The 24,421-nt window shown below is 64.7% G+C and carries 27 protein-coding genes; 12 read left to right on the forward strand and 15 right to left on the reverse strand.

Annotated elements, in window-relative coordinates; genetic code table 11:
* Window positions 1–6: 6 nt before the first annotated feature.
* Window positions 7–1,110: a M24 family metallopeptidase gene (locus AB6N07_RS12355; RefSeq protein WP_370678097.1), complete on the reverse strand. Its 1,104-nt coding sequence runs from the start codon at window positions 1,108–1,110 to the stop codon at window positions 7–9.
* Window positions 1,111–1,352: 242 nt separating this feature from the next.
* Here AB6N07_RS12355 and pxpB point away from each other — a divergent pair, with 242 nt between their 5' ends.
* Together pxpB and AB6N07_RS12365 are read left to right on the forward strand one after the other, a co-directional pair.
* Window positions 1,353–2,006, forward strand: a complete 654-nt coding sequence (gene pxpB / locus AB6N07_RS12360) for a 5-oxoprolinase subunit PxpB (RefSeq protein ID WP_370678098.1) — start codon at window positions 1,353–1,355, stop codon at window positions 2,004–2,006.
* The gene (locus tag AB6N07_RS12365; protein ID WP_370678099.1) at window positions 2,003–2,959 is read left to right on the forward strand and encodes a biotin-dependent carboxyltransferase family protein; all 957 of its coding nucleotides are present in this window, start codon (window positions 2,003–2,005) and stop codon (window positions 2,957–2,959) included. The genes pxpB and AB6N07_RS12365 overlap by 4 nt, the downstream gene beginning before the upstream one ends.
* On the opposite strand, the gene AB6N07_RS12370 is transcribed toward AB6N07_RS12365, so the two are convergent.
* From AB6N07_RS12370 to AB6N07_RS12380, 3 genes are read right to left on the reverse strand one after another with little or no spacing between them, the layout of a single operon-like run.
* Window positions 2,944–3,321: a hypothetical protein gene (locus AB6N07_RS12370; RefSeq protein WP_370678100.1), complete on the reverse strand. Its 378-nt coding sequence runs from the start codon at window positions 3,319–3,321 to the stop codon at window positions 2,944–2,946. The two genes, AB6N07_RS12365 and AB6N07_RS12370, sit on opposite strands and share 16 nt — an antisense overlap.
* The gene (locus tag AB6N07_RS12375; RefSeq protein ID WP_370678101.1) at window positions 3,318–3,746 is read right to left on the reverse strand and encodes an acetyl-CoA carboxylase biotin carboxyl carrier protein subunit; all 429 of its coding nucleotides are present in this window, start codon (window positions 3,744–3,746) and stop codon (window positions 3,318–3,320) included. Before AB6N07_RS12375 ends, AB6N07_RS12370 begins: the two co-directional genes overlap by 4 nt.
* Window positions 3,746–4,528 carry a LamB/YcsF family protein gene (locus AB6N07_RS12380; protein WP_370678102.1) on the reverse strand — a complete coding sequence of 261 codons (783 nt, stop codon included), beginning with the start codon at window positions 4,526–4,528 and terminating at the stop codon, window positions 3,746–3,748. The genes AB6N07_RS12375 and AB6N07_RS12380 overlap by 1 nt, the downstream gene beginning before the upstream one ends.
* A 162-nt stretch (window positions 4,529–4,690) precedes the next feature.
* Between AB6N07_RS12380 and AB6N07_RS12385 the strand changes: the two genes are divergently transcribed.
* The 3 genes from AB6N07_RS12385 to otsB all read left to right on the forward strand — a co-directional run bounded on the left by AB6N07_RS12385 (window position 4,691) and on the right by otsB (window position 7,433).
* A complete protein-coding gene (locus AB6N07_RS12385) occupies window positions 4,691–6,154 on the forward strand; it encodes an MDR family MFS transporter (protein WP_370678103.1) in 1,464 nt (487 codons plus the stop codon).
* A gap of 42 nt (window positions 6,155–6,196) precedes the next feature.
* Window positions 6,197–6,505 carry a Dabb family protein gene (locus tag AB6N07_RS12390; protein ID WP_370678104.1) on the forward strand — a complete coding sequence of 103 codons (309 nt, stop codon included), beginning with the start codon at window positions 6,197–6,199 and terminating at the stop codon, window positions 6,503–6,505.
* 151 nt (window positions 6,506–6,656) lie between these two features.
* Window positions 6,657–7,433, forward strand: coding sequence for a trehalose-phosphatase (gene otsB, locus AB6N07_RS12395; RefSeq protein WP_370678105.1), 777 nt, complete (start codon window positions 6,657–6,659; stop codon window positions 7,431–7,433).
* 26 nt (window positions 7,434–7,459) lie between these two features.
* Here otsB and AB6N07_RS12400 read toward each other — a convergent pair whose 3' ends face one another.
* Together AB6N07_RS12400 and AB6N07_RS12405 are read right to left on the reverse strand one after the other, a co-directional pair.
* Entirely contained in the window at window positions 7,460–8,287 is an 828-nt protein-coding gene (locus AB6N07_RS12400) for a hypothetical protein (RefSeq protein ID WP_370678106.1), read from the reverse strand.
* A 119-nt stretch (window positions 8,288–8,406) separates the two neighbouring features.
* Entirely contained in the window at window positions 8,407–9,333 is a 927-nt protein-coding gene (locus AB6N07_RS12405; protein WP_370678107.1) for a LysR substrate-binding domain-containing protein, read from the reverse strand.
* A 457-nt stretch (window positions 9,334–9,790) separates the two neighbouring features.
* Here AB6N07_RS12405 and AB6N07_RS12410 point away from each other — a divergent pair, with 457 nt between their 5' ends.
* The 4 genes from AB6N07_RS12410 to AB6N07_RS12425 all read left to right on the forward strand — a co-directional run bounded on the left by AB6N07_RS12410 (window position 9,791) and on the right by AB6N07_RS12425 (window position 12,470).
* A complete protein-coding gene (locus AB6N07_RS12410; protein ID WP_370678108.1) occupies window positions 9,791–10,048 on the forward strand; it encodes a YjhX family toxin in 258 nt (85 codons plus the stop codon).
* Between the two features lie 288 nt (window positions 10,049–10,336).
* Window positions 10,337–10,993, forward strand: coding sequence for a ribulose-phosphate 3-epimerase (gene rpe, locus AB6N07_RS12415; RefSeq protein WP_370678109.1), 657 nt, complete (start codon window positions 10,337–10,339; stop codon window positions 10,991–10,993).
* On the forward strand, window positions 10,990–11,661 hold the full coding sequence (gph, locus tag AB6N07_RS12420; protein WP_370678110.1) for a phosphoglycolate phosphatase: 672 nt from the start codon (window positions 10,990–10,992) through the stop codon (window positions 11,659–11,661). The genes rpe and gph overlap by 4 nt, the downstream gene beginning before the upstream one ends.
* Window positions 11,661–12,470 carry an HAD-IA family hydrolase gene (locus AB6N07_RS12425; RefSeq protein WP_370678111.1) on the forward strand — a complete coding sequence of 270 codons (810 nt, stop codon included), beginning with the start codon at window positions 11,661–11,663 and terminating at the stop codon, window positions 12,468–12,470. The genes gph and AB6N07_RS12425 overlap by 1 nt, the downstream gene beginning before the upstream one ends.
* 8 nt (window positions 12,471–12,478) lie before the next feature.
* On the opposite strand, the gene AB6N07_RS12430 is transcribed toward AB6N07_RS12425, so the two are convergent.
* Window positions 12,479–12,955 (reverse strand): Lrp/AsnC family transcriptional regulator, encoded by a 477-nt coding sequence (locus AB6N07_RS12430; RefSeq protein WP_370678112.1) that lies wholly within the window; start codon window positions 12,953–12,955, stop codon window positions 12,479–12,481.
* A gap of 129 nt (window positions 12,956–13,084) precedes the next feature.
* Here AB6N07_RS12430 and AB6N07_RS12435 point away from each other — a divergent pair, with 129 nt between their 5' ends.
* Window positions 13,085–13,501 carry a DUF2000 domain-containing protein gene (locus AB6N07_RS12435; protein WP_370678113.1) on the forward strand — a complete coding sequence of 139 codons (417 nt, stop codon included), beginning with the start codon at window positions 13,085–13,087 and terminating at the stop codon, window positions 13,499–13,501.
* Window positions 13,502–13,503: 2 nt separating this feature from the next.
* Here AB6N07_RS12435 and AB6N07_RS12440 read toward each other — a convergent pair whose 3' ends face one another.
* Together AB6N07_RS12440 and AB6N07_RS12445 are read right to left on the reverse strand one after the other, a co-directional pair.
* The gene (locus AB6N07_RS12440; protein ID WP_370678114.1) at window positions 13,504–14,058 is read right to left on the reverse strand and encodes a DNA-3-methyladenine glycosylase; all 555 of its coding nucleotides are present in this window, start codon (window positions 14,056–14,058) and stop codon (window positions 13,504–13,506) included.
* 184 nt (window positions 14,059–14,242) lie between these two features.
* Entirely contained in the window at window positions 14,243–15,268 is a 1,026-nt protein-coding gene (locus tag AB6N07_RS12445) for an NAD(P)-dependent alcohol dehydrogenase (protein ID WP_370678115.1), read from the reverse strand.
* Window positions 15,269–15,371: 103 nt separating this feature from the next.
* On the opposite strand from AB6N07_RS12445, the gene AB6N07_RS12450 reads away from it, so the two are divergent.
* Entirely contained in the window at window positions 15,372–16,277 is a 906-nt protein-coding gene (locus AB6N07_RS12450; RefSeq protein ID WP_370678116.1) for a LysR family transcriptional regulator, read from the forward strand.
* Window positions 16,278–16,350: 73 nt separating this feature from the next.
* Here AB6N07_RS12450 and AB6N07_RS12455 read toward each other — a convergent pair whose 3' ends face one another.
* The 6 genes from AB6N07_RS12455 to AB6N07_RS12480 form a co-directional block, all read right to left on the reverse strand.
* Complete coding sequence (locus tag AB6N07_RS12455) at window positions 16,351–17,343, reverse strand: dipeptide ABC transporter ATP-binding protein (RefSeq protein ID WP_370678117.1); 993 nt, start codon at window positions 17,341–17,343, stop codon at window positions 16,351–16,353.
* The gene (locus AB6N07_RS12460) at window positions 17,340–18,356 is read right to left on the reverse strand and encodes an ABC transporter ATP-binding protein (protein WP_370678118.1); all 1,017 of its coding nucleotides are present in this window, start codon (window positions 18,354–18,356) and stop codon (window positions 17,340–17,342) included. The genes AB6N07_RS12455 and AB6N07_RS12460 overlap by 4 nt, the downstream gene beginning before the upstream one ends.
* Window positions 18,356–19,240 carry an ABC transporter permease subunit gene (locus AB6N07_RS12465; protein ID WP_370678119.1) on the reverse strand — a complete coding sequence of 295 codons (885 nt, stop codon included), beginning with the start codon at window positions 19,238–19,240 and terminating at the stop codon, window positions 18,356–18,358. Before AB6N07_RS12465 ends, AB6N07_RS12460 begins: the two co-directional genes overlap by 1 nt.
* A 4-nt stretch (window positions 19,241–19,244) precedes the next feature.
* A complete protein-coding gene (locus AB6N07_RS12470) occupies window positions 19,245–20,255 on the reverse strand; it encodes an ABC transporter permease subunit (protein WP_370678120.1) in 1,011 nt (336 codons plus the stop codon).
* 9 nt (window positions 20,256–20,264) lie between these two features.
* Complete coding sequence (locus AB6N07_RS12475) at window positions 20,265–20,762, reverse strand: N-acetyltransferase family protein (protein ID WP_370678121.1); 498 nt, start codon at window positions 20,760–20,762, stop codon at window positions 20,265–20,267.
* A gap of 208 nt (window positions 20,763–20,970) precedes the next feature.
* Entirely contained in the window at window positions 20,971–22,566 is a 1,596-nt protein-coding gene (locus AB6N07_RS12480; protein WP_370678122.1) for an ABC transporter substrate-binding protein, read from the reverse strand.
* A gap of 292 nt (window positions 22,567–22,858) precedes the next feature.
* On the opposite strand from AB6N07_RS12480, the gene AB6N07_RS12485 reads away from it, so the two are divergent.
* Complete coding sequence (locus AB6N07_RS12485) at window positions 22,859–24,373, forward strand: CHAD domain-containing protein (protein WP_370678123.1); 1,515 nt, start codon at window positions 22,859–22,861, stop codon at window positions 24,371–24,373.
* The last annotated feature ends 48 nt before the right edge of the window (window positions 24,374–24,421 follow it).

The raw sequence follows: 24,421 nt of genomic DNA on the forward strand, positions 1-24,421 counted from the left end.
GGACTCTCAGCCCTTTGCCACAAGGATGTCGCGGGGAAGACCGGACAGGATTTCCGGGCCGTCTTTCCTGAGAATGACGATCTCCTCAAGACGGCATCCGAAGCGGCCGGGCAGGTAGATGCCCGGCTCGATGGAAAACACCATGCCTTCCTCCAGCACGGTTTCCGAGGTGGCGGTGATATAGGGCGGCTCGTGGCCATCGATGCCCATGCCGTGGCCGGTGCGGTGGGTGAAGAACTTGCCGTAGCCGGCATCACTGATCACCGTGCGAGCGGCGGCATCGACATCCCGGGCCAGCACGCCGGGCTTTGCGACCGCGATGGCCGCTTGGACGGCTCGCTCGACGACGGCGTGGAGTTCCGCAAAGCCTTCCGGCGGCTTTCCTACGACGGCAACGCGGGTGATGTCGCTCGGGAAGGCCGACTTGATGCCGCCGATGTCGATCACCACCGCGTCGCCCTCGACGATGTGACGGTCGGAGGCGGTGTGATGTGGGAAAGCCCCGTTCGAACCACTGCCGACGATCCAGAAGCTGGGCGCCGCGCCTTCCTTCAGGAAGTGATTGCGAATGATGGCGGCGAGTTCGTTTTCCGTCATGCCCGGTACGAGAGCGGCGACGGCCGCCTCGATCGCCCGGTCGGCAATCCCGGCGTTCATTTTGAGCAAGGCGTACTCGCGTTCGTCCTTCTTCATGCGCAGGCCGCCCAGCGTGTCGGCGGTGAAGGCGCGCAGTACGTCGGACGGCAGAGTGTCGAGGACGAGCAGGGCAAAGTCGGCGCGCATGGTCTCATCGACGGCGACGCGGTCGGGGGCGCTGGCGCCGATGGCCGAAAGCGCATGGCAGAGCGCCACGTGTGGCCCCATTTCGTCGGTCCAGCGGAAAAGGTCGATGTCGGTGTGTTGGCTCACCTCGTCGGCGTTAAGGGCCGGTATCAGCAAGGCAGTGCCACCCGGCGACACCAGCAACAGGCAGGGGCGCTCGTCGGAGACTGGCGTGAAGCCGAGCAGCCATTGCATATGCGAGCCCGGCGCGACGGCGACGAGACCGGTTTCGGTGGCGACCATCCGCTCGCGCAAGGCGGCGAGGCGGGCTTGGGTCTCAGGGGTCATTGTGCGGTCCTTAGAAGCATCCGCTTTTCCTAGGAAGCCGCTGACTTCTAGGGAAAAGCGGAGGCTGACAAACAAAAGGCTGGGGCGAGGCCGGGTAGCTCCCTAGCGTGCCGGCTCTTTGGGCCGGCTATCGGTTTTCAATTATAGACTTTCGGCGAAGATCTACCAACTGCATTGCCGCGTGGCTCCCTTGCGCGGCGGGCATTGGGTGCCAATAATCGGCAATGACAGCGGAGAGCCGATTGGCCAACGATTTTATCCTATCCGACGCAGGGATTGGCGCCTTGCTTCTCGACGTCGCCTCCGGCGGTGCCTTCGACGAGGAGCGGCAGGCGCGGCTCCTGGCGCTTGCCGAAAGTCTCACCGGCAGCGATGGCGTGGACGATGTCGTGCCCGGCATGAACAACCTGATGGTGGCCTTCGATCCGCTGACGATCGACGCAGGCGCGATGGAGCGACGCCTTGTCGACGGCTGGCGGAGCGCCGTTGCGCGCGTGGGAGATGGCCGGACGCATGACATCGCCGTGGTTTATGGCGGGCCGGATATCGAGGGTTTCGCGGCCGACCTCGGCCTGTCCGTCGACGAGGTGGCTGAGCGGCACGCCGGCGCCGTCTATCGGGTGGCGGCGATCGGCGCCATGCCCGGCTTTCCTTATCTTTCGGGCCTCGATCCGGCGCTGGCGATGCCGCGCCGGGCTGTGCCTCGCCAAGGCGTGCCAAAAGGGGCGGTGATCGTCGGCGGCGGACAGGCCGGCATCATGCCGATCACGGCTCCTTCGGGCTGGCACATTGTCGGCCACACTGATTTTGAACTGTTCGATCCGCATCGGGCGGCCCCGGCGACGCTGAAGCCGGGCGATACGGTGCGCTTCACCATTGCGGGAGTGAGGCGGTGATCGAGATCCTCTCTTCGGGCGCGCTCAACTCGGTGCAGGATCGCGGCCGCCTCGGGCTGTTGTCGAGCGGAGTGTCGCGTTCCGGCGCCATGGATCTTCAAGCGCTGGACGCCGCCAATGCGCTGCTTTGCAACGACCGGAACGCGGCGGCGATCGAGGTTGCCGCCTTCCCCTTTCGTTTGCGCTTTGAGATGGCAACGAAGGTGGCCATCGCTGGCGCGGTCGCCGAGGCGAGGCTGGCCGGCCGCCGCTTGCCGCCCTGGTGGGCGTTGGAAGCGCGGGCCGGCGATGAACTGACGATCGATCCACCGGTAACGGGGGCTCGGGTCTATGTCGCCCTGGGCGGCGGCGTCGATGTACCGCTGCTCCTGGGCGCCAGGGCAACGGACCTCAAAAGCGGCTACGGCGGCCATGAGGGTCGGGGGCTGATGCGCGGCGATCGTTTGCCGCTGGGGCGGCAACCGTCAGGACGGTTGCCCGAGGCAGGCATCGGCGCGCTGCCTCCGCCCGGGCGGGGCGATCCCAGCCGGCCGCTGTGCGTGTTGCCGACCGCCGAGTGGGCGGACTTTTCTGAGGATGCCCACCGGCTATTCGAGAGCGTGGGCTGGCGGACCACCGCCGAGGCCGACCGGCAGGGCTGCCGGCTCGACGGGCCGGAACTCGTGCGTCAGCGGCGGCGCGAGCTTCTGTCGCATGGCATCGTGCCGGGTACGGTGCAGGTGCCGCCCTCGGGCCGGCCGATCGTACAGCTCGCCGAGGCCAATACCTGTGGCGGCTACCCGAAAATTGCGACGGTGATCGAGGCCGATCTCTGGCGGCTCGGGCAGGCGATGCCGGGCGATGAGCTGAGCTTTGCCGTCGTCGGGCGCAATGAAGCGCTGGCGGCGCTCCGCGAGACCGCCGATTGGCTGGCCCGGCTGCGAAGGGCGGCGGCGCTTTATCGCGTTTCGTAGAGCGGTGTGCCCCAGCCGACGGTGTCGCCATCTTTGGCGAGCGCTCTGCCGAGCGTCAGGTCGGCGGCGGCGATAACCGGCAGCAACAGGCCATTGGCTTCAACGAAGGCTATCGTCTCGCCCTTTGCGATCTGGTCGCCCTCGGAAAAACGCGGGGCGCCTTCGAGGGGATGCGCCGACCGGAAGCGGCCGGGCGAGCTCGCGGTGGCAAAGGTTGGCGGCGGTTCGGCCAGGACCGGCACGGACGCCTCTTCCGTCGCAAAGCGCAGCCTGAGATGCGCTGTGCCGGAGCGTATGTTGACGGTGGCGAGGCCTTGTCCATCGAGCCGGCGGACGACAGCTTCGATCTCTTCGAAGGTCATGACGGATCGTCCGGGGCAAGGCGGAACAGCGTCGAGCCACGCGTTACCAGGGCACCGTTCTCCGCCCCGACTGACACAACGCGGCCGGCCCGGTCGGCCTCGATGGGGTTCAGCATCTTCATGGCTTCAAGCAGGCCGATGGTCTGCCCCTCCTCGACACGGTCGCCGATCTCGACGAAGGGCGGGCTTTCTGGCGATGACGATCGATAGAAAGTACCGGTCAGACCGGAGACGATTGTGTGGGCTTCCGGCGAGGCCTGCTTTCGTGCGGAAGCGATCACCGGTGTGGCTGGTACGCGTGGCCGCGCGGCGGCGGCGCCATCCTTCACCAGATGAATGCGGACATCGCCCTCTTCGAACTCGATTTCCAGAAGGCCGGAGTCGTTGAGCAGCGCGCCGAGGCGATCGAGAAGCGTGTCGTCCATCAGGGCTTGCTCGCGAAGGAGGCGAGCACGATGCCCTCGATGGCGAGACGTTCGCGCAAGAGCCGCGCCGTCACCACCGCCGTCGGGTTGTCGCCGTGGACGCAGATGGAGTCGACCGATGTCGGCAGCACCTTGCCGGTGACCGAGACGATCTCTCCGGTCTTGACCATGCGGCAAGCCCGTTCGACCGCCTCGGCGGGGTCGTGGACGAAGGCGCCGGGCCGGGCGCGCGGCATCAGGCTGCCGTCGTCCTGATAGCCGCGATCGGCGTAGACCTCCGAGTAAGTGCGAAGGCCGGCGTCGCGGGCGAGCCGCTCCTGCTGGCCGTGGGCGATGGCGAGGCAGGCAAGCGAGGCGTCAACGCCCTTGATCGCCCTGATACTGGCCGCGGCGATATCGGGATCGGCAACCGCGAGGTTGGCGAGCGCGCCGTGCAGCTTCACATAGGCAATCGGATGGTTGGCCAGCGTCGACAGGGCCGACGCCGCGCCGATCTGGTAGGCGATCAGCCGCTCGATTTCGCCGGCCGAGTAGGGCAGGGCGCGCCGGCCGAAGCCCCAGAGATCGGGAAAGCCGGGGTGGGCACCGACGGTGACGCCGCCGGCCTTGGCGAGACGGAAGGTCTCGACCATGATTTCCGGGTCGCCGGCATGAAAGCCGCAGGCGACGTTGGCCGACGTGACCACATCAAGCAGCGCAGCATCGTCGCCGATGCGGTAGGCGCCGAAGCCCTCGCCGAGATCGGCGTTGAGATCGACGGCACGAGAGAGGACGGCTGTCATCGCGGCGGTCTCCGGTTCATTCTGTCCAATATAGAGGCTCGGGCGGCGAACGGAAGCCGGCAAGCCGGCATTCACGAAGCTCTGAAATGCGCCGGAGCACCGCCGCTGGCTTTCGCGCCTGACAATGGATAGGGTGCGCCGCGCAACCCGCCGGACCAGACCATGACCCATATTTCGCCGCCCGAACAGCCGGTTCTGAACGAAGACGACAAGACCAAGATCGTTATCACTTCCCTGCTGTGCATGTTCCTGGCGGCGCTCGACCAGACCATCGTTACGCCAGCTCTGCCGGTGATGGGCGCCTCGCTCGGCGGCGGCCAGTGGGTATCGTGGATCGTCTCGGCCTATTTCCTGACGGCGACTGCGGTGACGCCGCTTTACGGCAAGCTTGCCGACCTCAAGGGACGCCGGCCGGTGCTCTATGCCGGCGTCGGCATCTTCGTGGCGGGCTCGCTGATGTCGGCCTTGGCACCGTCGATGGCGGTACTAATTGCCGGACGCGCCTTGCAGGGCCTCGGCGGCGGCGGGCTGATGGCCCTTGTCCAGACCATCATCGGCGACGTGGCGCCGCCGCGCGAGCGCGGCAAATACATGGTCTATATCGCCGGTATCTGGGCGACCGCGAGCATCGCCGGACCGGTGCTGGGCGGCGTCCTCGCCGAGTATGTCCACTGGTCGGCCATCTTCTGGCTGAACCTGCCGCTTGGCGCGATTGCCGTCGGCCTGTCGCTGAAGCCGCTCTCCAAGCTGCCGAACATTCGTCGCGACCATAAGCTCGATATCCTCGGCGCGGTGATAATCATCGCGGCGACGCTGCTGTTTCTTCTGGCGCTGACGCTGGGCGGACATTCCTATCCCTGGAGCTCGCCGCCCATTCTGGGAATGCTGGTGGTCTCGGCCGCGGCCTTCATCCTGTTCGCCTGGTACCAGTTCCAGCCGGTCGAGCCGCTGCTGCCGCCGCGCATTTTCGGCAACAAGGTGATTGCACTCACCTCCGCCACGGCCTTCCTGGCGACGGCCGGCATGTTCGGACTGTCGGTCTACTACCCGGTTTATCTGCAGCTCATCGAAGGCTTCGGCGCCTCAGCGGCCGGTCTCGCCTTGCTCGGGCCGATGATCGGCGCGGTGGCCGGGTCGAGCATCTCGGCGCGCATTCTGCGCAAGGGCCGACATTACAAGCGGCTGCCGATGATCGGCAGCCTCATATCGCTGGTGTCGCTGACGGTGGTCGGCTTCCTGGTCGGCAATGTCTCCTTCTGGGTGATCGAGGTCCTGGCCCTTCTCACGTCCTTTGGCCAAGGCACGTTGTTTCCGGTCGGTATGGTCATGGTGCAAAACGCCGCCGACCCGCGCGACCTCGGTACGGCGACCGGTGCCTATACCTTCGTTCGCTCGCTGGGCTCGGTCGTCGCCATCGCCGTACTGGGGGCCATCGTCGGCAGCGCCGGCATTGGCGACCATATCAGTGTCGGCGGGCTTGATCCTGCGGCTCGGGAGAGTGTCGTTGCCGCCTTCCGGGCGCTGTTCCTTGCCGCCGCCGGGGCGCAGCTCTTGTCGCTGGTCCTGCTTGCCCGGATCGAGGAACGGCCGCTTCGTGGCCGTACGCCGCCGCCGGTCGAAGAGTAAAGTTCTGGCCGACCACCTGGGTCGGTGGGGGGAGAAGTTTGAATGATCCTGCATTGCGTGTTCATGAAGATGCCGGCCGCCACGTCGTCGGCCGACATCCTGAAGCTCTATGGCGCGGTCGCGGCGCTGAAGTCGTTCATTCCGGGCATGATCGACTTCAAGGCCGGTCCGAATGAGTCACCTGAAGGTCTCGGTCATGGCTTCGAACACGGCTTTGTCGTCACCTTTACCGACGCAGCGGCGCGCGATGCCTATCTGATCCATCCCGAGCATGTGAAGGTCGGCGACAAGATCGTGGCGGCGACCGAAGGCGGGCTGGATGGCGTCCTCGTGTATGATTTCGAGGTTTGAAGAGGCACTTTTTTAGCGTCTCTAAAGGCTTCCATATCGATTCAACCGCCAAGGCATTGTCGGCGGGCGGTGTTGGCTGTACATATGAGGAGTGTTGCGGACGATACTTTCGTCTGAGTGACCGCTCCTTTTCCGCCATCCATGTAGGCCCATGTCTTTCACCGATCCGCACGACCTCGCCGCCCATTTGCCCGCGCCCGACCGCCTCGCTCTGTTCCTTGATGTCGATGGCACGCTGATCGGCCCCACCTACGCCGACCGTGAGCGCGGCATTGCCGCCGATCGCATTGCCCTGATCGACCGGCTGTTCGATCTCCTGGGCGGTGCGCTGGCCATCGTCAGCGGCCGTTCGGTGGAGACCGTCGACCCGATGTTCAAGCCGCTGAAGCTGCCAGTGGCGGCGCTGCAAGGGGCCGACCGCCGCTTTGCCGACGGCCGCCGCTTCACCCCGGTACAGACGCCGGAAGAACGCAAGGCGCTCGATGAAATCGCCTTGGCGGTCAAGGCTGCCTATCCGACCATGGACATTCAATGGAAGATCGGCGCGCTGGCCATCGTCTACAACGAGGGCGAACCGCTCGTCGCCGAGGTCACGGCGCTGGCCGCGCGCCATTCCGGCGGCCACGTCGAGGTGATCCCTGGGCGGGTCTCGATCGATGTGGTGCCGCGGGGTGCCAACAAGGGCTCGGGTATCGCCTTCCTGATGGAACACCAGCCTTTCCAAGGCCGGATTCCGGTGCATGTCGGCGACGACATTCCCGACGAGCCCGGTTTTGACAAGTCTCTCGATCTCGGCGGTTACGGCATCGCCATCGGCCGCAACGTGGCCGGTGTCGATCGTCGCCTGCCCGACCACGAGGCGACCTGGGCCATGCTCGCCGCTTATGAAGCGCGCTGGCTGGACGACGAACGCGCCGCCGCCCAATAACATCCACAACTTTTCGGGCGGATGTTTTAACCAACAGCGATCCGCAGATACGTGGTGTCGTCGAAATAGTCGCGCCCTGGCATGAATGGGCGCGATCCCGTGACCAGCTCCACCATCAGCGGGTCGTTCTCCCGGATACGGGCGATCTCGGCGAGGCCTTCGGTGAGCGTTGCCGAAGGCTCGAGGAAGCCATCGGAGGCGAGCACGATCTCGCGGGCATCGGCCGCCGGAAACACCTCGATGAAGCGATCGGGCACGAAAGTGCCGGCTAGCGCGCCATAGGCGAGGGGATCCTCGCTGTCGAGGTTGAGGAAAGCGTGCTGCGCGAGCACGAGGGGCCGGAAGGGTTGCTCCATCGTCGGCACCCGCCGTTCGGCCTCAAGGTCGGTCAGGCCGAGTCGAAGGCGCGCCCGGATGACGGCGCAACGGAATTCGTAACCGATGTGGTCGATCTCCTTGCCGCCGACATAGTCCCGGCCGTCGATGCGGACGTGGCAATCGCCGACCCGCCAGACCTCGTTGCGCGCCCGTGACCAGACGGCGGCCACCGCGGAGGGGCGCATGATCGATTCATCCGGCCAGTTGCCGATCGCCTGGGCGATATTCGCCGTGGCAAGATCGACGAAGTCACGAACGGTGGCGTCCGGAGGAAGGTCCTTGACCGTCTGTTCCACCGCTTCGGCCGCGACGATGCCACCGGGCCGGCCACCGATCGGGCCGGAGGAGGTGGCGCCGTCGATGATGGCGGCGAAGTCCTCGGTGACGATCAGCCGGTCTTCCTTTTTCGCCTCCGAGTCCTTGCCTGTGGCGCACAGGCTTTCGACCACCCGAAAGGGGCGATGGGCGGCAGTCATGAATGTCTCCATCAAATTATTTTTGGCTCGGGTTGAAGCTGCCCGAGCCAAACGATTGTGCTCAATATGATTTCACGCATTCGCTTACCCAAAAATTCTACAACTTTTTGGGTGGATGCCTAGTCCGCGTGGCCAGTGATCTTGGGCAGGTAGTCGCCGCCATGCTCGACCCAGAAGCGGTACATCGCCTCGGCCGACGGCAACAGCCGCTTGTCGGTGCGGCGGACGACGTGCCAGGTCTTGATGAGCGGCAGGCCGATCACGTCCATGATGACGAGGCGGCCGGCTTCGACCTCGGCGGCGATGGTGTGCGACGAGATGAAGGAGATGCCGAGACCGGCCATCACCGCTTGCTTGATGGTCTCGTTGGAGCCCATTTCGAACTCACGGACGTCGCGGCCGCCGTCATGCTGGGTCATCAGATGGGCGAAGGAATGGCGGGTGCCGGAGTTGGCCTCGCGGACCAGAAAGGTCTCGCCCATCAATGCTTCGATGGGAATGTTGCGCTCGCGGGCCAGCGGATGGTCGGGCGCGCAGATCATCACTTGCGGGTGCTTGCCGATCGCCTTGGCCTCGACGTCGAACTCAACCGGCGGCCGGCCCATGACGGCAAGATCGACCTCGTAGTTCCTGAGGCGCAGGATGGTCTCGTCGCGATTGCCGACGATGAAGTCGATATCGACCTTCGGCCGCTCCTTGCGGAAGGCGGCGAGCACCGTCGGTGCGAAATAGCGGGCAGTGGAGACGACGCCGACGGCGACGCGGCCCGATCCGGCCTCGCGCATCTCGGCCAGTGCCCCGCCGCATTCGTTGAGCAGGGCCTCGATGCGATCGAGGGTGTTGGCGATCTCCCTGCCGGCCGAGGTGGCGATGAAACGGTCGCCGACGCGCTCCACCAGCGGCAGGCCGACAAGGTCTTCCAGCGCCTTTACCTGGGCGGTGATGGCCGGCGGCGTGACGTTCATGACGGAGGATGCGGCGGTAACAGTGCCGGTCTTGATGACCGCCGACAGGAATCGCAGCTGCTTCAAAGTCGTGTGGCGCATGCTCGGTTCCCGTCTCTCCATGTTTCGATGCCGGCGGTGCCTGGCGGTGGTGCCTGCTGCCGGAATCACAATGGTCTTCCGAAGCTTACCGCAAGCTGTGGTCTGACACCATTTGCCGGGTGTCGTTTCGACCATTGTCGCGGGGAAAACTGGACGACCAATCCTGCCCCGGCGGTCACCCTCTCGGTGATCGTCAAAAGCGACAGTATCGTGACCGGCGAGCCACAATCGTCAGGCGACCGGCAAAGCACCAGTTCTTCACCGTTGACGGCCCGTCGTGTGCCCGGCAGGATTGGGCCGTCAACAGGAGCGTGGATGTCACGTCAGTCTGAATCCCGGTGAGGGCCCGCCCCGGCATGGTGCCGGTCACGGGCCGATCCAAATGTCGCCCCGGAGGCCTTGAGGCTTCCGGAACGCTTTGGTGCGCCCAAGTGGCGCTTCTTCCGGACTTCAGACGATGGATATTTCACGTGCCGAGCAGCGCGTTCTGCACCTGCTCGCCCAGGGCGGACGCATTGAGATCGTCCGCGACGAACGCGGCGATATCGAAGAGCTCGCCTGCTACAGCCGCGACGGTTGGCTTTACACCGACTTTGGCCTCGTGCTGTTTCGTAAATTGAAGCATAGGCGAGCGATCGCCTCACGGGATAGCAAGCCCTACCGCATCACGCCGCGTGGGTTGGAGCTCGTGCGCTCGCAACCCGACAACCGCTGAGAGACCATTGGCAAATTCTACTCCGGCGGCCGTCTGACGCGACTTTCTGCGCTTCCGGTGCTCACGGACCTCAACGTCCGCTGCGCTTCGGTTCTCGAAAGCCGTGCCAGCCGGCTCACCGGAGCGAATTTCCAAAGGTCTCTGCCGTAAATGCTGACCGGATTCCGGCGGCGGCGCGTAACGCCGCCGCCGGTTTTTGTGTTGGTCAGGGAATCCGTATTAGCGCTCGTCGGCGTCTTGCTTTATGAACTTCTGACCTCAGATCCCTTTCAACGGACACGTCTTTCCATGACCGTCAAGATTGCCCCTTCCGTGTTGTCGTCGGATTTCTCGCGCCTCGGCGAAGAGCTTGCCGCCGTTGAAAGAGCCGGCGGCGACTGGGTCCATATCGACATCATGGACGGCCATTTCGTGCCCAACATCACCTTCGGTCCGGCGGTGGTGAAGGCGATGCGCCCGCACACCAAGTTGCCGTTCGACGTGCATCTGATGATCGAGCCGGCCGATCCGTTCATTGCCGCCTTCGCCGATGCCGGTGCCGACGTCATCAGCGTGCACATTGAGGGCGGGCCGCATATCCATCGCTCGCTGCAGGTGATCCGCTCGCTCGGCAAGAAGGCCGGCGTGGTGTTGAATCCCGGCACCGACGTCGGCGGCCTCGAATACATGCTCGATGAGATCGACCTGGTCCTGGTGATGACCGTCAACCCTGGCTTCGGTGGTCAGGCCTTCATTCCGGCCGTCGTCGACAAGGTGCGCAAGGTCAAGGCGCTCACCGGCGTTCGGCCCATCCATATCGAGATCGACGGCGGTGTTTCCACCGCCAACGCCGGTTTCCTGGCCCGCGCCGGCGCCGACGTGCTGGTGGCTGGCACTTCGGTGTTCAAAGGCGGTACCGAGACCGATTACCGCCGCAATATCCAAGCCCTGAGAGACAGCCTATGAGCATTCGCGCCCTGATTTTCGACCTTGATGGAACGCTGGTCGACAGCCTGCCCGACCTTGCCGAGGCTGTGAACGATTTGATGGCCGCGAATGGTCTTGCCCCGCATGCAACGCGCGCTGTTTCGTCGATGGTCGGCAAAGGCGTGCCGGTGCTGGTGCAGAAGGCCTTTGCCGCCCATGGCATAACCATGGAGGGCGAGGCGCTGGCCGCGCAGGTGAAGACCTATCTCGGCTTCTACGAGCCGCGCGCTACTCGTCTGACGCGCCTGTTCCCGCATGCCGCCGAGATGGTCAAGGAACTGGCCAAGACCTATCGGCTCGCCGTCTGCACCAACAAGCCGACGGCGGTGTCGCGCGAGATCGTCGACAGCCTTGGCATCGGCGCGGAGATCTCGGTGGTGGTCGGCGGCGACAGCGGCGTCACGCCGAAGCCGGCGCCTGATATGATGTGGCTGGTGGCTCAGCGGCTCGGTCTTGCCAAGGACGAGGTGCTGATGGTTGGCGACAGTGCCAACGACGTCGCCTCGGCCAAGGCGGCGGGGGTCACGGTGGCGGTGGTGCGCTACGGCTACACCGACATACCCGCCGATGAGCTCAACGCCGATTTCGTGATGGACGACTTCCAGGGACTTCCGGCGGTTCTGGAGCAAATACTCGCGAGGGCGTGATGGCACCCCCGATCAAGGCGCTGATCTTCGACGTTGATGGCACGCTGGCGGAAACCGAGGAGGTTCACCGCCTGGCCTTCAATCGTGCCTTTGCCGAGGCCGGCTTGCCCTGGGTTTGGGAGTCCGACTTCTATGGTGAACTGCTCGCCGTGCATGGCGGCCGGGCGCGCCTCGTTCACTTCATCGAGCATTATGCGCCGCCGATGGCTGAAGAAGGCCGAAAGCAGATCGACGAGTTGCATGCCGCCAAGACGCGTCTGTTCGCCAAGCTGGTCGACCGGCGGCTCGCCCGGCCACGACCCGGCATCGAGCGACTGATCGACGACGCCCGTTCGCAAGGGCTCGCCGTGGTGCTGGCCACAACGTCGAGCGTCGAGAATGCCGAGGCGCTGATCCTCGCCAATTTCGGGCTGGATGGGCTGGAAAAGATCACTGCCATCGTCGGCGGTGCCGATGCCGTGCGGCCGAAGCCGGCGCCCGATGTCTACGAGCTGGCGCTGGCCCGGCTCGGCATTACGCCCCGCGCCGCGATTGTTTTCGAGGACAACGGCCCTGGCCTTGCCGCCGCAACGGCGGCCGGCATCCGCACCATCGTCACCCCCAGCCGCTATGCCGGGGACGACGACTTCAGCAGCGCCTTCGCCGTGCTGTCGCATCTGGGCGACACCTTCGAGCCCTACCATCATATCGCCGGCGTTGGCGACGAAGGGGGCACCGACATGGTGACGGTGGCCGCGTTGCAGCGCTGGGTGTCCGACGACGACGACATGCTGGGTCTGCTGACCATCGGCGGCCGGCCGGTGTACTGACCTCCGGGTCAGCCGAGCCCCACCGGGAATCCCTTGAACGGCTTGATCTCCTTCAGCACGAAGGTCGTCTGCATCTCCTTGATGCGCGGCAGGCGGCGGATCACCGTCATGGCAAAATCGGCATAGGTGTCGAGGTCGGGCGAGACGACCTGCAACAGGAAGTCGGCGTCGCCAGCGATCGAATAGCAGGCGATCACCTCGCGGAGGCGGGCGACGCTCCTGGAGAACTCCTCCGCTTCGGCCTCGCTGTGACTGTCGATCTTGACGCGAACGAAGGCCAGCACGCCGAGGCCGATCTTCTGGCGATCGAGCGCGGCGCTGTAGCCGCCGATGACGCGGCTATCCTCCAGTTGCTTCACGCGTCGCCAGCAGGGTGATGTCGATAAGCCGACCTCGGCCGCCAGCGCCTGGTTGGTCAGGCGACCATCACCCTGCAGCGCATCGAGAATTCTGACGTCGACCGGTTCGAGTGATGGAATTGGCACGATCTACCTCATGAAAGCTAAAGCTGGGTAGACTCTACCTCAATTTCCTCTCCGGTCGCAAATTCGGGAAAAAATTGCCCTGATGACACGGATATTCTGCCGGCATCGTTCATTTGTTCCGGAGTTATCATGCCGCCTGACAGCCGCCTCGCCATCGTCGTCAATCCCGACCTGCCGCTGGGTCTTCTCGCCAACACGGTCGGTGCCATCGGCATCGGCCTTGGTGCCCGCCTGCCATGGCTCGGCAACCGGCCGCTGACCGACGCCGATGGCCAAACCATCGACGACAGTTCCATCCTTCCCGTTCCCATTTTGGCTGCCACGCCCGAGGCCATCCGCGCACTCATGATCAAGGCGATGCCGCGCGATGACGATCGGGCGCTGGTGGTGTTTCCGGCCTTCTCGCGGTCGCTGCACGACTATCGCGAGTACGAGGCACTGCTGCCGGACAAACGCCTTGCCGACGAGGTGATCGACGGCCTTGGCTTATGCGGCCCGGCCAAGTGGGTGAAGTCGCTGACCGGCTCGCTACGATTATTGCGCTAACCTCAGCGGAACGGCCGGCTCAGGAACTGCGAGCCACGAAGACCGAAGCGCCAGGGGCGCTCGGCCGCCTTGGTGATGCCGATGCGGGGACCGACGACGATGTCGGGCGTGTCATCGCGTGGCATCAACTGAAAGGGCGGCGCTTCGAGCGACAGGCCGTCGTGGGCGATGGTGATGCCGAGCGCCTCGGTCAGCCGGCCAGGACCGGAAGCGAGGAGGCGCGGCTCGGTCGTTCGCCGCCGCTCCGCCATCGTCGCGAGACCGGCGGTTGGTTCGATCGCCCGCAGCAGTACGGCGGCGCCGTGACCGATCGGGCCGGTGACGATGTTGAAGCACCAGTGAACGCCGTAGGAACGGTAGACATAGGCGGTGAGCGGCGGGCCGAACATCGCCTTGTTGCGCGGTCGCTCGCCGGCGAAGGCATGCGAGGCGGGATCATCGGGCTCGTAGGCTTCGGTCTCGGCGATGATGCCGCCGACGCCGTCGACCAGAAGCGTTGCGCCAATCAACATCGGCGCCAGCTCGAGCGCGGGCAGGGCAGAGAGGGCGGCGATCATGATGGCTTCCGGGCGGCGTGGCGGCTGGGTGCGACACTCTTGAGATAGGCGAGCCAGAGCAGCCGTGTAAAGCCAATCTGTCGCGCGGCGAAGTGCTGCCAGTCCCTAGGGTTCGCGAACGCTGCTTATCCGAGCCTCACCGGCGAAATCAGATCGCCGATGAGGCCTTGTCTCCCTCTATTCCTTATTCCATCTCGACGACGATTTTGCCAAACGGACCCCGGTTGAGGTGGTCGAGCGCGGCCGGGAGGTTTTCGAGCGGATAGCGCTTGTCGATCACGGGCTTGAGGCCGGTGCGATCCACCGCCGCGACGAGATCTTTCAACGCCCGCCGGTGGCCGACGCCAATCCCTTGCACCGTAACGTTCTTCAGCATCAGCGGGCCGGCGGGGGCCGCGATGTCGAATCCCTCCAGCACGCCGATCTGGTAGATGCGGCCACCGATCGCCGCCGCCCGCACGGCCTTGCCGAGGTGTGCTCCCCCGACAAGTTCAAGGACGTGGTCGGCACCATGATCGGCGGTCAGGCGATAGACGGCTTCCACCCAGTCCTCCGACGAGCGATCGATGCCCTGGTCCGCACCGAGCGTTGCCGCGCGCTCCAGTTTCTCGGCACTGCCGGAGACGACGATCACGCGTGCGCCATATGCCTTGGCGATCTGCAAGCCGAACAGGGCAACGCCGCCTGTCCCTTCGACCAGCACGATCTCTCCAGCCAGGAGATGGCCCTTTTCGACCAGTGCGAACCAGGCCGTCAGTCCGGCGCAGGGCAGGGTGCTGGCCTGTCCATCGTCGAGAGAGACTGGCGCGCGCACGAACCAGTCCGCCGGGAAGGCGACATAGTCTGAGAGCACACCGGGATAGACGCCCCCGAGCGTCTGGTAGGGTGGAACACGGCCATTGCCGAGCGGTGCGCCGTCGATCCAGCCCGGCGCGAAAGTCGAGATGACCCGGTCGCCCACGGCAAAGCGCGTCACCCCGTCCCCGATCGCCTGCACGGTTCCGGCGAGATCGGAACCTGGGGTGAAGGGGAAGGCGAGCGGCAGGCCCATGCCGCTTTCGATAACCAACTTGTCGCGGTAGTTGAGGGACACGGCCGCCACCTTCACCAGGACCTCGCCCGGCTTTGGCGCCGGGATAGGCGCATTCTTCAGCGCCAGCCTGTCGCGTCCGACCCCATCCATCTCCCAACGCTGCATTGTTCCTGTCATCGCATGTTCCTTGTCACGGATTTACAAGGAGCAGCATATCGTTGAAGATGAGGAGCCAGTGGTGACGTATGTTCCGCCTATTGGTTCCTATGGAATGACAATTATGGGCGAAATGCTGAACGGCGTGGATGTGTTCGTGGCGGCGGTGGAGACGGGAAGCTTCGCCTCGGCGGCCGAGCGCCTGCATCTGACCCGCTCGGCGGTGGCCAAGACGATCGCGCGCATGGAGGCGCGGCTCGATGTCCGCCTGCTTCATCGCACCACGCGCAGCCTGGCGCTCACCGAGGACGGACAGGGATATTACGAGCACTGCATGCGCGCCCTGGAGGAGCTGCGCGCCGGCGAGACGGCTCTGGACTCGGGCCGAAGCGAGGCGGCGGGGCGGCTCAGGGTGTCCGTGCCGGTGCTGTTCGGCAGGCGCTGTGTGGCGCCGGTGCTGGCGCGGCTGGCGGCGGAGCATCCCCGGCTCGAACTCGACCTATCCTTCTGCGATCGTCCGGTGGACCTGATCGAAGACGGCTTCGATCTGGCGATCCGCAATGGCGAGATCGGTGACGGCAGCGGCCTGATGACCAGGACCGTGGGCCTGCAACGCATGACGGTTTGTGCCTCGCCGGCTTATCTCGACAGTCATGGACGCCCAGAGAGCGTCGACGATCTGCTGACCCATCATGCGATCACCTATGGCCGCGCCGGTCGCATCAAGGCGTGGCAATTTCCGATCGGAGACCGTGCGCTGCGCGACCTGACGCCGCCGAGCCGAATGCGGTTCGACGATCTTGAGGCGATTGCCGACGCGGCGGAAGCTGGCCATGGCCTCGCCTGGCTGCCCTGTTGGCTGATCCGCGACAAGGCGCGTGCCGGCGCTCTCGTTCCACTGCTCGAAAGCGTCCCTCGCCTCGTGTTCAGGACCCACGCTCTGTGGCCTGAAACGCCACATCTGCCGCTGCGCGTCAGGTTTGCCATCGACGCGCTCGCGACGGCGCTTCCAGGCAGCGCCGAGCTATGACCCTACAAAAAGGACGCGGCCCGGATCAACCGTCCCGCGTCCCATCCGTGTCTTGCGCGCCGGGCCGGCCCGCCTAAAGCAGTTCGCCCTGCACGGCGAAGCAGGCGACGTCGGCGTTGCCGCCGGGCGCCTTCAGAAGCTTCGGCTGGTCGACGTCGCATGGATCGTAGGCGAAGGGGCAGCGCGGATGGAAGGCGCAGCCCTTCGGCGGATGCAGCGGCGAGGGCAGTTCGCCGGTGAGGCGAATGCGTTCGCGCCGCTTCTCCGGCTCGGTGGTCGGCGTCGCCGACAACAGGGCGCGCGTATAGGGATGGCGCGGCGTGTTGAAGATCTCGTCGGCCGTGCCGAACTCGACCGGACGGCCGAGATACATCACCATTACCTCGTCGGCGATGTGACGCACCACGGAGAGATCGTGGCTGATGAACAGATAGGCCAGGCCGAATTCCTGCTGCAGGTCCATCAAGAGGTTCAGCACCTGGGCCTGGATGGAGACGTCGAGCGCCGACACTGGCTCGTCGAGCACCAGGATCTTGGGATTGAGCATCAGCGACCGGGCGATGGCGATGCGCTGGCGCTGGCCGCCGGAGAACATGTGCGGATAGCGGTCGTAATGCTCAGGCCGGAGACCGACCCTTTCCATCATCGCCCGCGCCTTGGCTTGCCGCGCGGACGCGGACAGCGACGTGTTGAGGCGCAGCGGCTCCTCGAGGATGGTGCCGACCTTCTGGCGCGGGTTGAGCGAGCCGTAGGGGTCCTGGAAGACGATCTGTACGGTGCGGCGCAGTTCGTGGCTCGGCGTCACCCCTTGATGCACCTGCTTGCCGTCGATGATCAGCTCGCCGGCGGTCGGCGGTTCGATCATGGTGACGAGGCGGGCGAGCGTCGACTTGCCACAGCCGGATTCGCCGACGACGGCCAGCGTCTTGCCGGTGGCGAGCTTGAAGGAGGCCTCCGACAGCGCCCGCACGGTGGCCGGCTCGCCGAACATGCCGCGCTTCAGGCTGTAGTGGCGGGCGAGATGCTGTGCCTCAAGGACGATGTTTGGCTGGACGGGAGCATTCATGCCGAAAGCCTCCGGTCGAGAATGGCGGCCGGGCCGGGGTGGCCGACCGGCTTGCCCTGGTTGAGCGGATAATGGCAGAGCGCGTAGCCGGCGGCCTGGCCCTGGGTGACCGGCGCCTTCTCGACGCAACGCTCGGTGACGAACGAGCAGCGTGGGCTGAACAGGCAGCCCGTCGGGCGGTCATATTGGCCGGGCACCACGCCGGGGATCGACGGCAGGCGGCGTGTGGTCGCCCGTTCCGGCAGCGCCGACAGCAAAGCCGCCGTATAGGGGTGATGTGGGTCGGCGAACAGCTGGCTGACCGGCTGTTCCTCCACCTTCTGACCGGCATACTGCACCGAAACGCGGTTGGCGGTTTCGGCAACGACGCCCATGTCGTGGGTGATCAGCACCAGGGCCATGCCGGTCTCGCGCTGCAGCTTGGCGAGGAGATCGAGGATCTGCGCCTGGATGGTCACGTCGAGGGCGGTGGTCGGCTCGTCGGCGATCAGGAGCTTGGGGTTGCAGGCGATCGCCATGGCGATCATCACGCGCTGGTTCATGCCGCCCGACATCTGGTGCGGGTAGGTGTCGAGGCGCTCGGAGGCCGAGGGGATGCCGACCAGTTCAAGCAGTTCGACCGTGCGGTCGCGCCGGGCGCGCTTGTTGAGGCCGAGATGGGCTTCCAGCACTTCGCTGATCTGCCAGCCAACGGTGTAGCACGGATTGAGCGAGCTCATCGGCTCCTGGAAGATCATCGCCAGGTCCTTGCCGATGATGCGGCGGCGCTCGCGCGGCGAAATGGTCAGGAGATCCTTGCCGTCGAACATCAAGCGGTCGGCGGTAATGGTCGCCGTCCAGGGCAGGAGGCCCATCAGCGCCAGCATGGACACCGACTTGCCCGAGCCGCTCTCGCCGACGATCGAGACGATCTCGCCGGGGTCGACGGTCATGGAGACGCTGTCGACGGCGCGGAACTGGCCGCCCACCGTGCGGAAGTCGACCGAGAGGTTGCTGATTTCGAGAATGGGCATCACGACCTCTTCAGCTTCGGATCGAGGGCATCGCGCAGGCCGTCGCCCATCAGGTTGATGGCCAGAACGGTGATCAGGATGGCAAGACCGGGGAAGGTCACCACCCACCAGGCGCGCGTGATGAACTCACGCGCCTCGGCCAGCATGGTACCCCATTCCGGTGTCGGCGGCTGGGCGCCCATGCCGAGGAAGCCAAGAGCGGCGGCGTCGAGAATGGCACCCGAGAAGGAGAGGGCGGCCTGGACGATCAGCGGCGCCATGCAGTTAGGTAGGATAGTGACGAACATCAGCCACAGCGGTCCGGCGCCGGAGACGCGAGCGGCCGTTACGTAGTCGCGGTTGCGCTCGCTGAACACGGCGGCGCGCGTCAAGCGAACGTAGTGCGGCTGCGCCACGATGGCGATGGCAATCATCGCGTTGGTGAGGCCGGGGCCGAGGATGGCGACCAGAGTCAGCGCCAACAGCAGAGACGGGAAGGCGAGGATGACGTCCATGACGCGCATGATCACCGTGTCGACCCAGCCGCGGAAGAAGCCGGCGAACATGCCGATGATGACGCCGCCGATCAGCGACACCGAGACGACGACGACGCCGATGAACAGCGAGAAACGAGAGCCGAAGATCAGGCGCGACAGCATGTCACGACCGAGCGCGTCGGTGCCCAGCAGGAAGATGCCTTCGCTGCCATGGGTGAGCGGCGGCATCAGCAAGGAGTCGCGGAATTGCTGGTCGGGGTCGAATGGGGCGAAGAGCGGCGCGGCAATCGCGACGACCACCAGCACCACGAACAGCACGAGGCCAGCGACGGCACCGTGGTTTTCCGAGAAGTAGCGCCAGAATTCCTTGAGGCGCCCTGGACGGACGGAAGCGGAGACGGCGGTCATCGGATTACCTCTGGTGCCGGATCTTGGGATTGACGAGGCCGTAGAGCATGTCGACGATCAGGTTGACGGCCATGACGATAAGGGCGATCAGCACGAGGCCACCCTGCACGGCCGGATAGTCGCGGCGGAAGATCGAATCGACCATCCACTTGCCGATACCGGGCCAGGAGAAGATCGTCTCGGTCAGGATGGCACCGGCCATCAGCACGCCGATTTGCAGGCCGATGGTGGTAATCACCGGGATCAGCGCGTTGCGCAGCGCATGCACGGCGACCACACGGTAGGGGCTGAGGCCCTTGGCGCGGGCGGTGCGGATATAGTCCTCGCCGAGCACTTCCAGCATGGCCGAGCGCGTCTGGCGGGCGATGACGGCGAGCGGAATGGTGCCAAGCACGATGGTCGGCAGGATCAGGTGGCTGGCCGCTGACTGGAAGGCGCCCGCCTTGCCGGACAGGAAGCTGTCGATCAGCATGAAGCCGGTCACCTTGGGGAAGAAGAACATCAGCGAGATGCGGCCTGACACCGGCGTCCAGCCGAGCATGCCGGAGAAGACGATGATCAGCAGCAGCGCCCACCAAAAGATCGGCATGGAATAGCCGACCAGGGCAGTGGCCATCGCCGTATGATCGAACCAGGAATTGCGCTTGACGGCGGCGATGACACCGGCCGGCACGCCGAGCGCCACGGCGAAGATCACCGCGCAGATCGACAGCTCCAGCGTCGCCGGGAACAGCGTGAAGAATTCGGTGAAGATTGGCTTCTTGGTCGAAATCGAGGTGCCGAAGTCGCCGTGCATCAGGCCGGTGAAATAGGAGATGAACTGCTGCCAGAGCGGCAGGTCGAAGCCGTAGCGGTGCATAAGCTCGGCGTAGCGCTCGGGCGATATGCCTCGCTCACCGGCGAGCAGCAGCACCGGGTCGCCCGGCAATGCGCGGATGAAGAAGAAAGCGACCAGACTGACGCCGATGAAGGTCGGGATCAACAGGCTGAGGCGTCGGAGGATGAAACCGAACATGATGCAGGGTCAGTCCAGGCTCGAGAGTTGCTTGACGAAGATGTGGGTCGGATGTGTTTCATGGCGTCCGTCGGGAGTCCAGATCGCGGCCTGCCGGGCGCCACTGTCGCGCCAGCCGGATCGTGCGTAGAAGCGATGGGCACGCTCGTTGCCTTGCGAACATTGGATCACCGCGTCGCGCACGCCGCGCCGGGCGAGTTCCGCCTCGGTGGCGGCCAGAAGTGCGCTAGCAAGGCCGGTGCCACGCGCCTCTGCGGCGACATAGAGCTGATCGATCTCGCTGCCTTCGATAGCGGCAAACCCGAGGATGCGGCCACCAACCTCGGCGACGATGCAGCCGGCCTCGAGCGGCCCGAGGCGAAGATCGAAGCTTTCCACCGTCCGCTCGGCAACCGCGTGCGCCGGCAGGATCGATCCATGGCCGTCATGCCAGGCATCGTGCCACAGCCGAACGACCGCGGCGCGGTCGTCGGAACGGAAGGAACGGAAGGCGGTTGCGATGGACATGGGGCTTCCAGTAGCCGCCGGAAACCCGGCCTGCAAGCGACAAGGTCGCGATTTGACCATTATGGCGGCACGAAAATGCCGAGATTTCCGCCACTCTACATGATTATCCGCATGCTCGCGGCAAGCTTGGCGTGTCCAGCCTTGCTTGTGCAAGCAAAACGGTTCCGGAGATCGCTCCCCGGAACCGCGTCTGTCGTAATGGCTTGGCTTACTCGGTGATGTCGACCTGTTCGAACCAGTGCAGCCCAAGCGGATCAACCTTATAGCCGGTGACGCCCTTAGCCAGCGGCATATAGGTGGTCGAGTGGGCGATGGTCGCCCACGGGGCTTCCTTCTTGAAGACGACCTGGGCATCTTCATAGAGCTTGGTGCGCTCGGCCACATCGGACACCGTCGCAGCCTTGGTCACGAGATCGGTGAAGTCCTTGTTGCACCAGAACGCGCGGTTTGAGCCGCTGTCGACCGCGGCGCAGCTCAGAAGGGCGAACAGGAAGTTGTCCGGGTCGCCGTTGTCGCCGGTCCAGCCCTGCAGAAGCGCGCCGTCACGGGTTTTTTCCTTGCCGCGCTTCAGGTATTCGGCCCATTCGAAGGAAACGATCTCGACCTTGACGCCAACGTTGGCGAAGTCGGCCTGGATCAGCTCGGCCATGCGGCGGGCATTCGGGTTGTAGGGACGCGACACCGGCATCGCCCACACCTTCATGGAAAGATCCTTGACGCCAGCCTCGGCGAGCAGCTTCTTGGCCGCTTCCGGATCATAGGGGTCGTCCTGAACGCTGTCGTTATAGGACCACATGGTCGGCGGGATCGGGTTCTTGGCGATCTGGCCAGTGCCTTGATAGACGGCGTCGATGATCGCCTTCTTATTGATCGCCATGTTGAGAGCCTTGCGGACGCGGACGTCGTCGAAAGGCTTCTGCAAGGTGTTGTAGGCGAGGTAGCCGATGTTGAGGCCGGCCTGATCCAGCAACTGAATATTGCTGTCGGCCTTGAGGGCGTCGATGTCGGCAGGATTCGGGTAAGGAGCTGCCTGACATTCGCCGGCCTTCAGCTTCTGAACGCGAACCGATGCATCAGGGGTAATGGCGAAGACGAGGTCGTCGATCTTCGGCTTGGCACCCCAGTAGCCGGCGAAGGCCTGATAGCGGATGACCGCGTCCTTTTCATAGGCGACGAACTGGAACGGACCGGTGCCGATCGGCAACTGGTTGAGGTCGGCCTGCTTGCCTTCAGCGGCCAGCTTGTCGGCATATTCTTTCGACATGATCGAGGCGAACGCCATCGCGAGGTTGGCGAGCATCGGGGCGTTTGGCGAGGTCAGGGTGAGTTTGACGGTATAGTCGTCAACCTTGTCGAGTGACTTGACGAGCTTGGGCATGTCCATGCCCTCCCAATACTCCCAAGAGCCGCCGGCATAGGAGTACCAAGGACTGTTCTTGTCGTTCTGACGCGTGAGCGAGAAGATCACGTCATCGGCGTTGAAGTCGCGGGTCGGCGTGAAATACTCGGTGGTGTGGAACTTGACGCCATGGCGGAGGTGGAAGGTGTAGACGGTGCCGTCTTCGGAAATGTCCCAGCTCTCGGCGAGGCCGGGGATGATGGAGGTCGTGCCATGCTCGAACTCGGTCAAGCGGCTGTAGACCGTAACCGAGGAAGCGTCATGCGTTGTGCCAGAGGCATAAGGCGCCGGATCAAAGCCTTCCGGGCTGCCTTCGGAGCAGTAGACGAACGTCTTGGCGTGGGCGGCACTGGCAAGGCCAGCGACGAGCATGGTGGCCGCCAGAAGGCGGGACATCGTTTTCATACGGTATACTCCCCTGTTGCCGAGCGACGTCGGCTAACCCCGAGCCTGGTCAGACGGTGTTTTTTTGACTTATGCCCGTCAGCCGGCGAGCCCTTATCCGAACCGACAATTGATCGGTTGGCAAGCATTTTTTCCCAGACGGTCAGAAAACGGGCATCCTGCCTCCCGTCTGTGGACCCCTTGCTCGTTTCGGCAACGGCAGATTGTCATGAGGAATCCGAATCGTTCCGGAGGGTGGCTCGTCAAACCCGTGCCGTGGCGATAGGATTGAACGCAAACGGAGGACGCGAGCATGGCTGACGGGGTCGAGGCGGAATTGAAGGTGGCCGTGGACGCGGCCGGCGCCTCGCGTGTTGCGCGTCTCGTCGCCTTGCCGGGGCTGGAGGTCACTGCCAAGGGTGACAAGCGTCTCGTCAGCACCTATTTCGACACGCCCGATCTCGCCTTGCGCGCGAAAGGTATCAGCCTGCGCCTGCGCCGGTCTGGGCGGAGCGGCGAGCAAACGGTGAAATTCTCCGGCACCTTCTCGCTCGGTCTGGCCGAACGGCCGGAATTCAACGTGCCCTACACCGGCCGGGTGCCGGATCTTTCGCGCCTGCCGGAGGAGGCGGCGGCCGAGTTGACCAAGCTGGTCGATGGTCGGCCGCTGGTGCCATTGTTTTCCATGCGCGTAACGCGGCGGCGTTGGGACATTGCCACGCCCGGCGGCGATCGCATCGAGATGGCGCTCGACCGGGGCACGGCAACGGCCGGCAGCCGGCGCGCCGACATCCGGGAGGTTGAATTCGAGCTTCAGTCCGGCGACCGACGGGCGCTGTTCGAGGTGGCGCGACCAGCATTGGCCGGCATCGCCTTCCACTTCTCCACAGAAGCCAAATCCGACCTCGGTTATGCGCTGCTCGAAGGCGAGATCGGCGCGGCCGAACCGACGACGGCGGTGGATGCCGATCTCGACGACGATATGTCCGTCGAGATGGCGCTGCAATTGGTGCTCAGATCCTGCGCTGGTCAGATTTCCGCCAACGTCGCCGCTCTCAGGGTCGGGGACGATCCCGAAGGCGCACATCAATTGAGGGTTGGACTGCGTCGGCTCAGGACGGCGCTCAAGATTTTCGCTTCCGTCATGGCGCCGGGAGCCGCGGATTCGCTTGCCGCAGAGGCGCAGCGCTTTTCGTCCGAGGTGGCAGCCACTCGGGATATGGATGTGCTAATCGACGAACTCGTCATGCCGCTTGGTGATGGTGGCGACATGACAGCCCTGATCGAGCTTCTTGAGAAGCGTCGCCGGTTGGCGCGGGTGCGGCTTGCGGCGGTCCTTGCCGACGCAAGCATGGGCGATTTCCTGATCGACCTTCTGGCCTTTACCGAGGCGCGCGGCTGGCTATCGACGGACGACATCGGTCAGAGTCTGGGATTGGCCGCGCCAGTCGAGCCATTTGCCGAGCACATCATTGGCCGTCTCAGGCGCAAGGTTGAAAAGCTTGGACGCGATCCTGAAGCACTTTCTCCCGACGAGCGGCACGAACTCAGGAAAAGATTCAAACGGCTACGCTATGCCTATGATTTCTTTGAGCCTTTGACGCCGAAGTCGGTGCGGCGCAAGTTGCTACCTAGAGTCAAGGCGGCCCAGGATGTGCTTGGCGTGCTCAACGACATTCACATGGCACACCTGATGCTGGATGACGTGCGCGCCGTTGGCCCAAAGGCGAACGCGGTGGAGCGCGCCATCGGTTATTGCCTCGGCTGGCATAGCGCGCGAGCCAAGGTCATCTGGGAGCGGCGCTCCGATGACCTGTCGCTGGACTAATATCCGCGATGACGGAAATATGCGGTTTACATATCAGTAGAAATACGT

This window comes from Pleomorphomonas sp. PLEO (assembly GCF_041320595.1).
Taxonomy (GTDB): domain Bacteria; phylum Pseudomonadota; class Alphaproteobacteria; order Rhizobiales; family Pleomorphomonadaceae; genus Pleomorphomonas.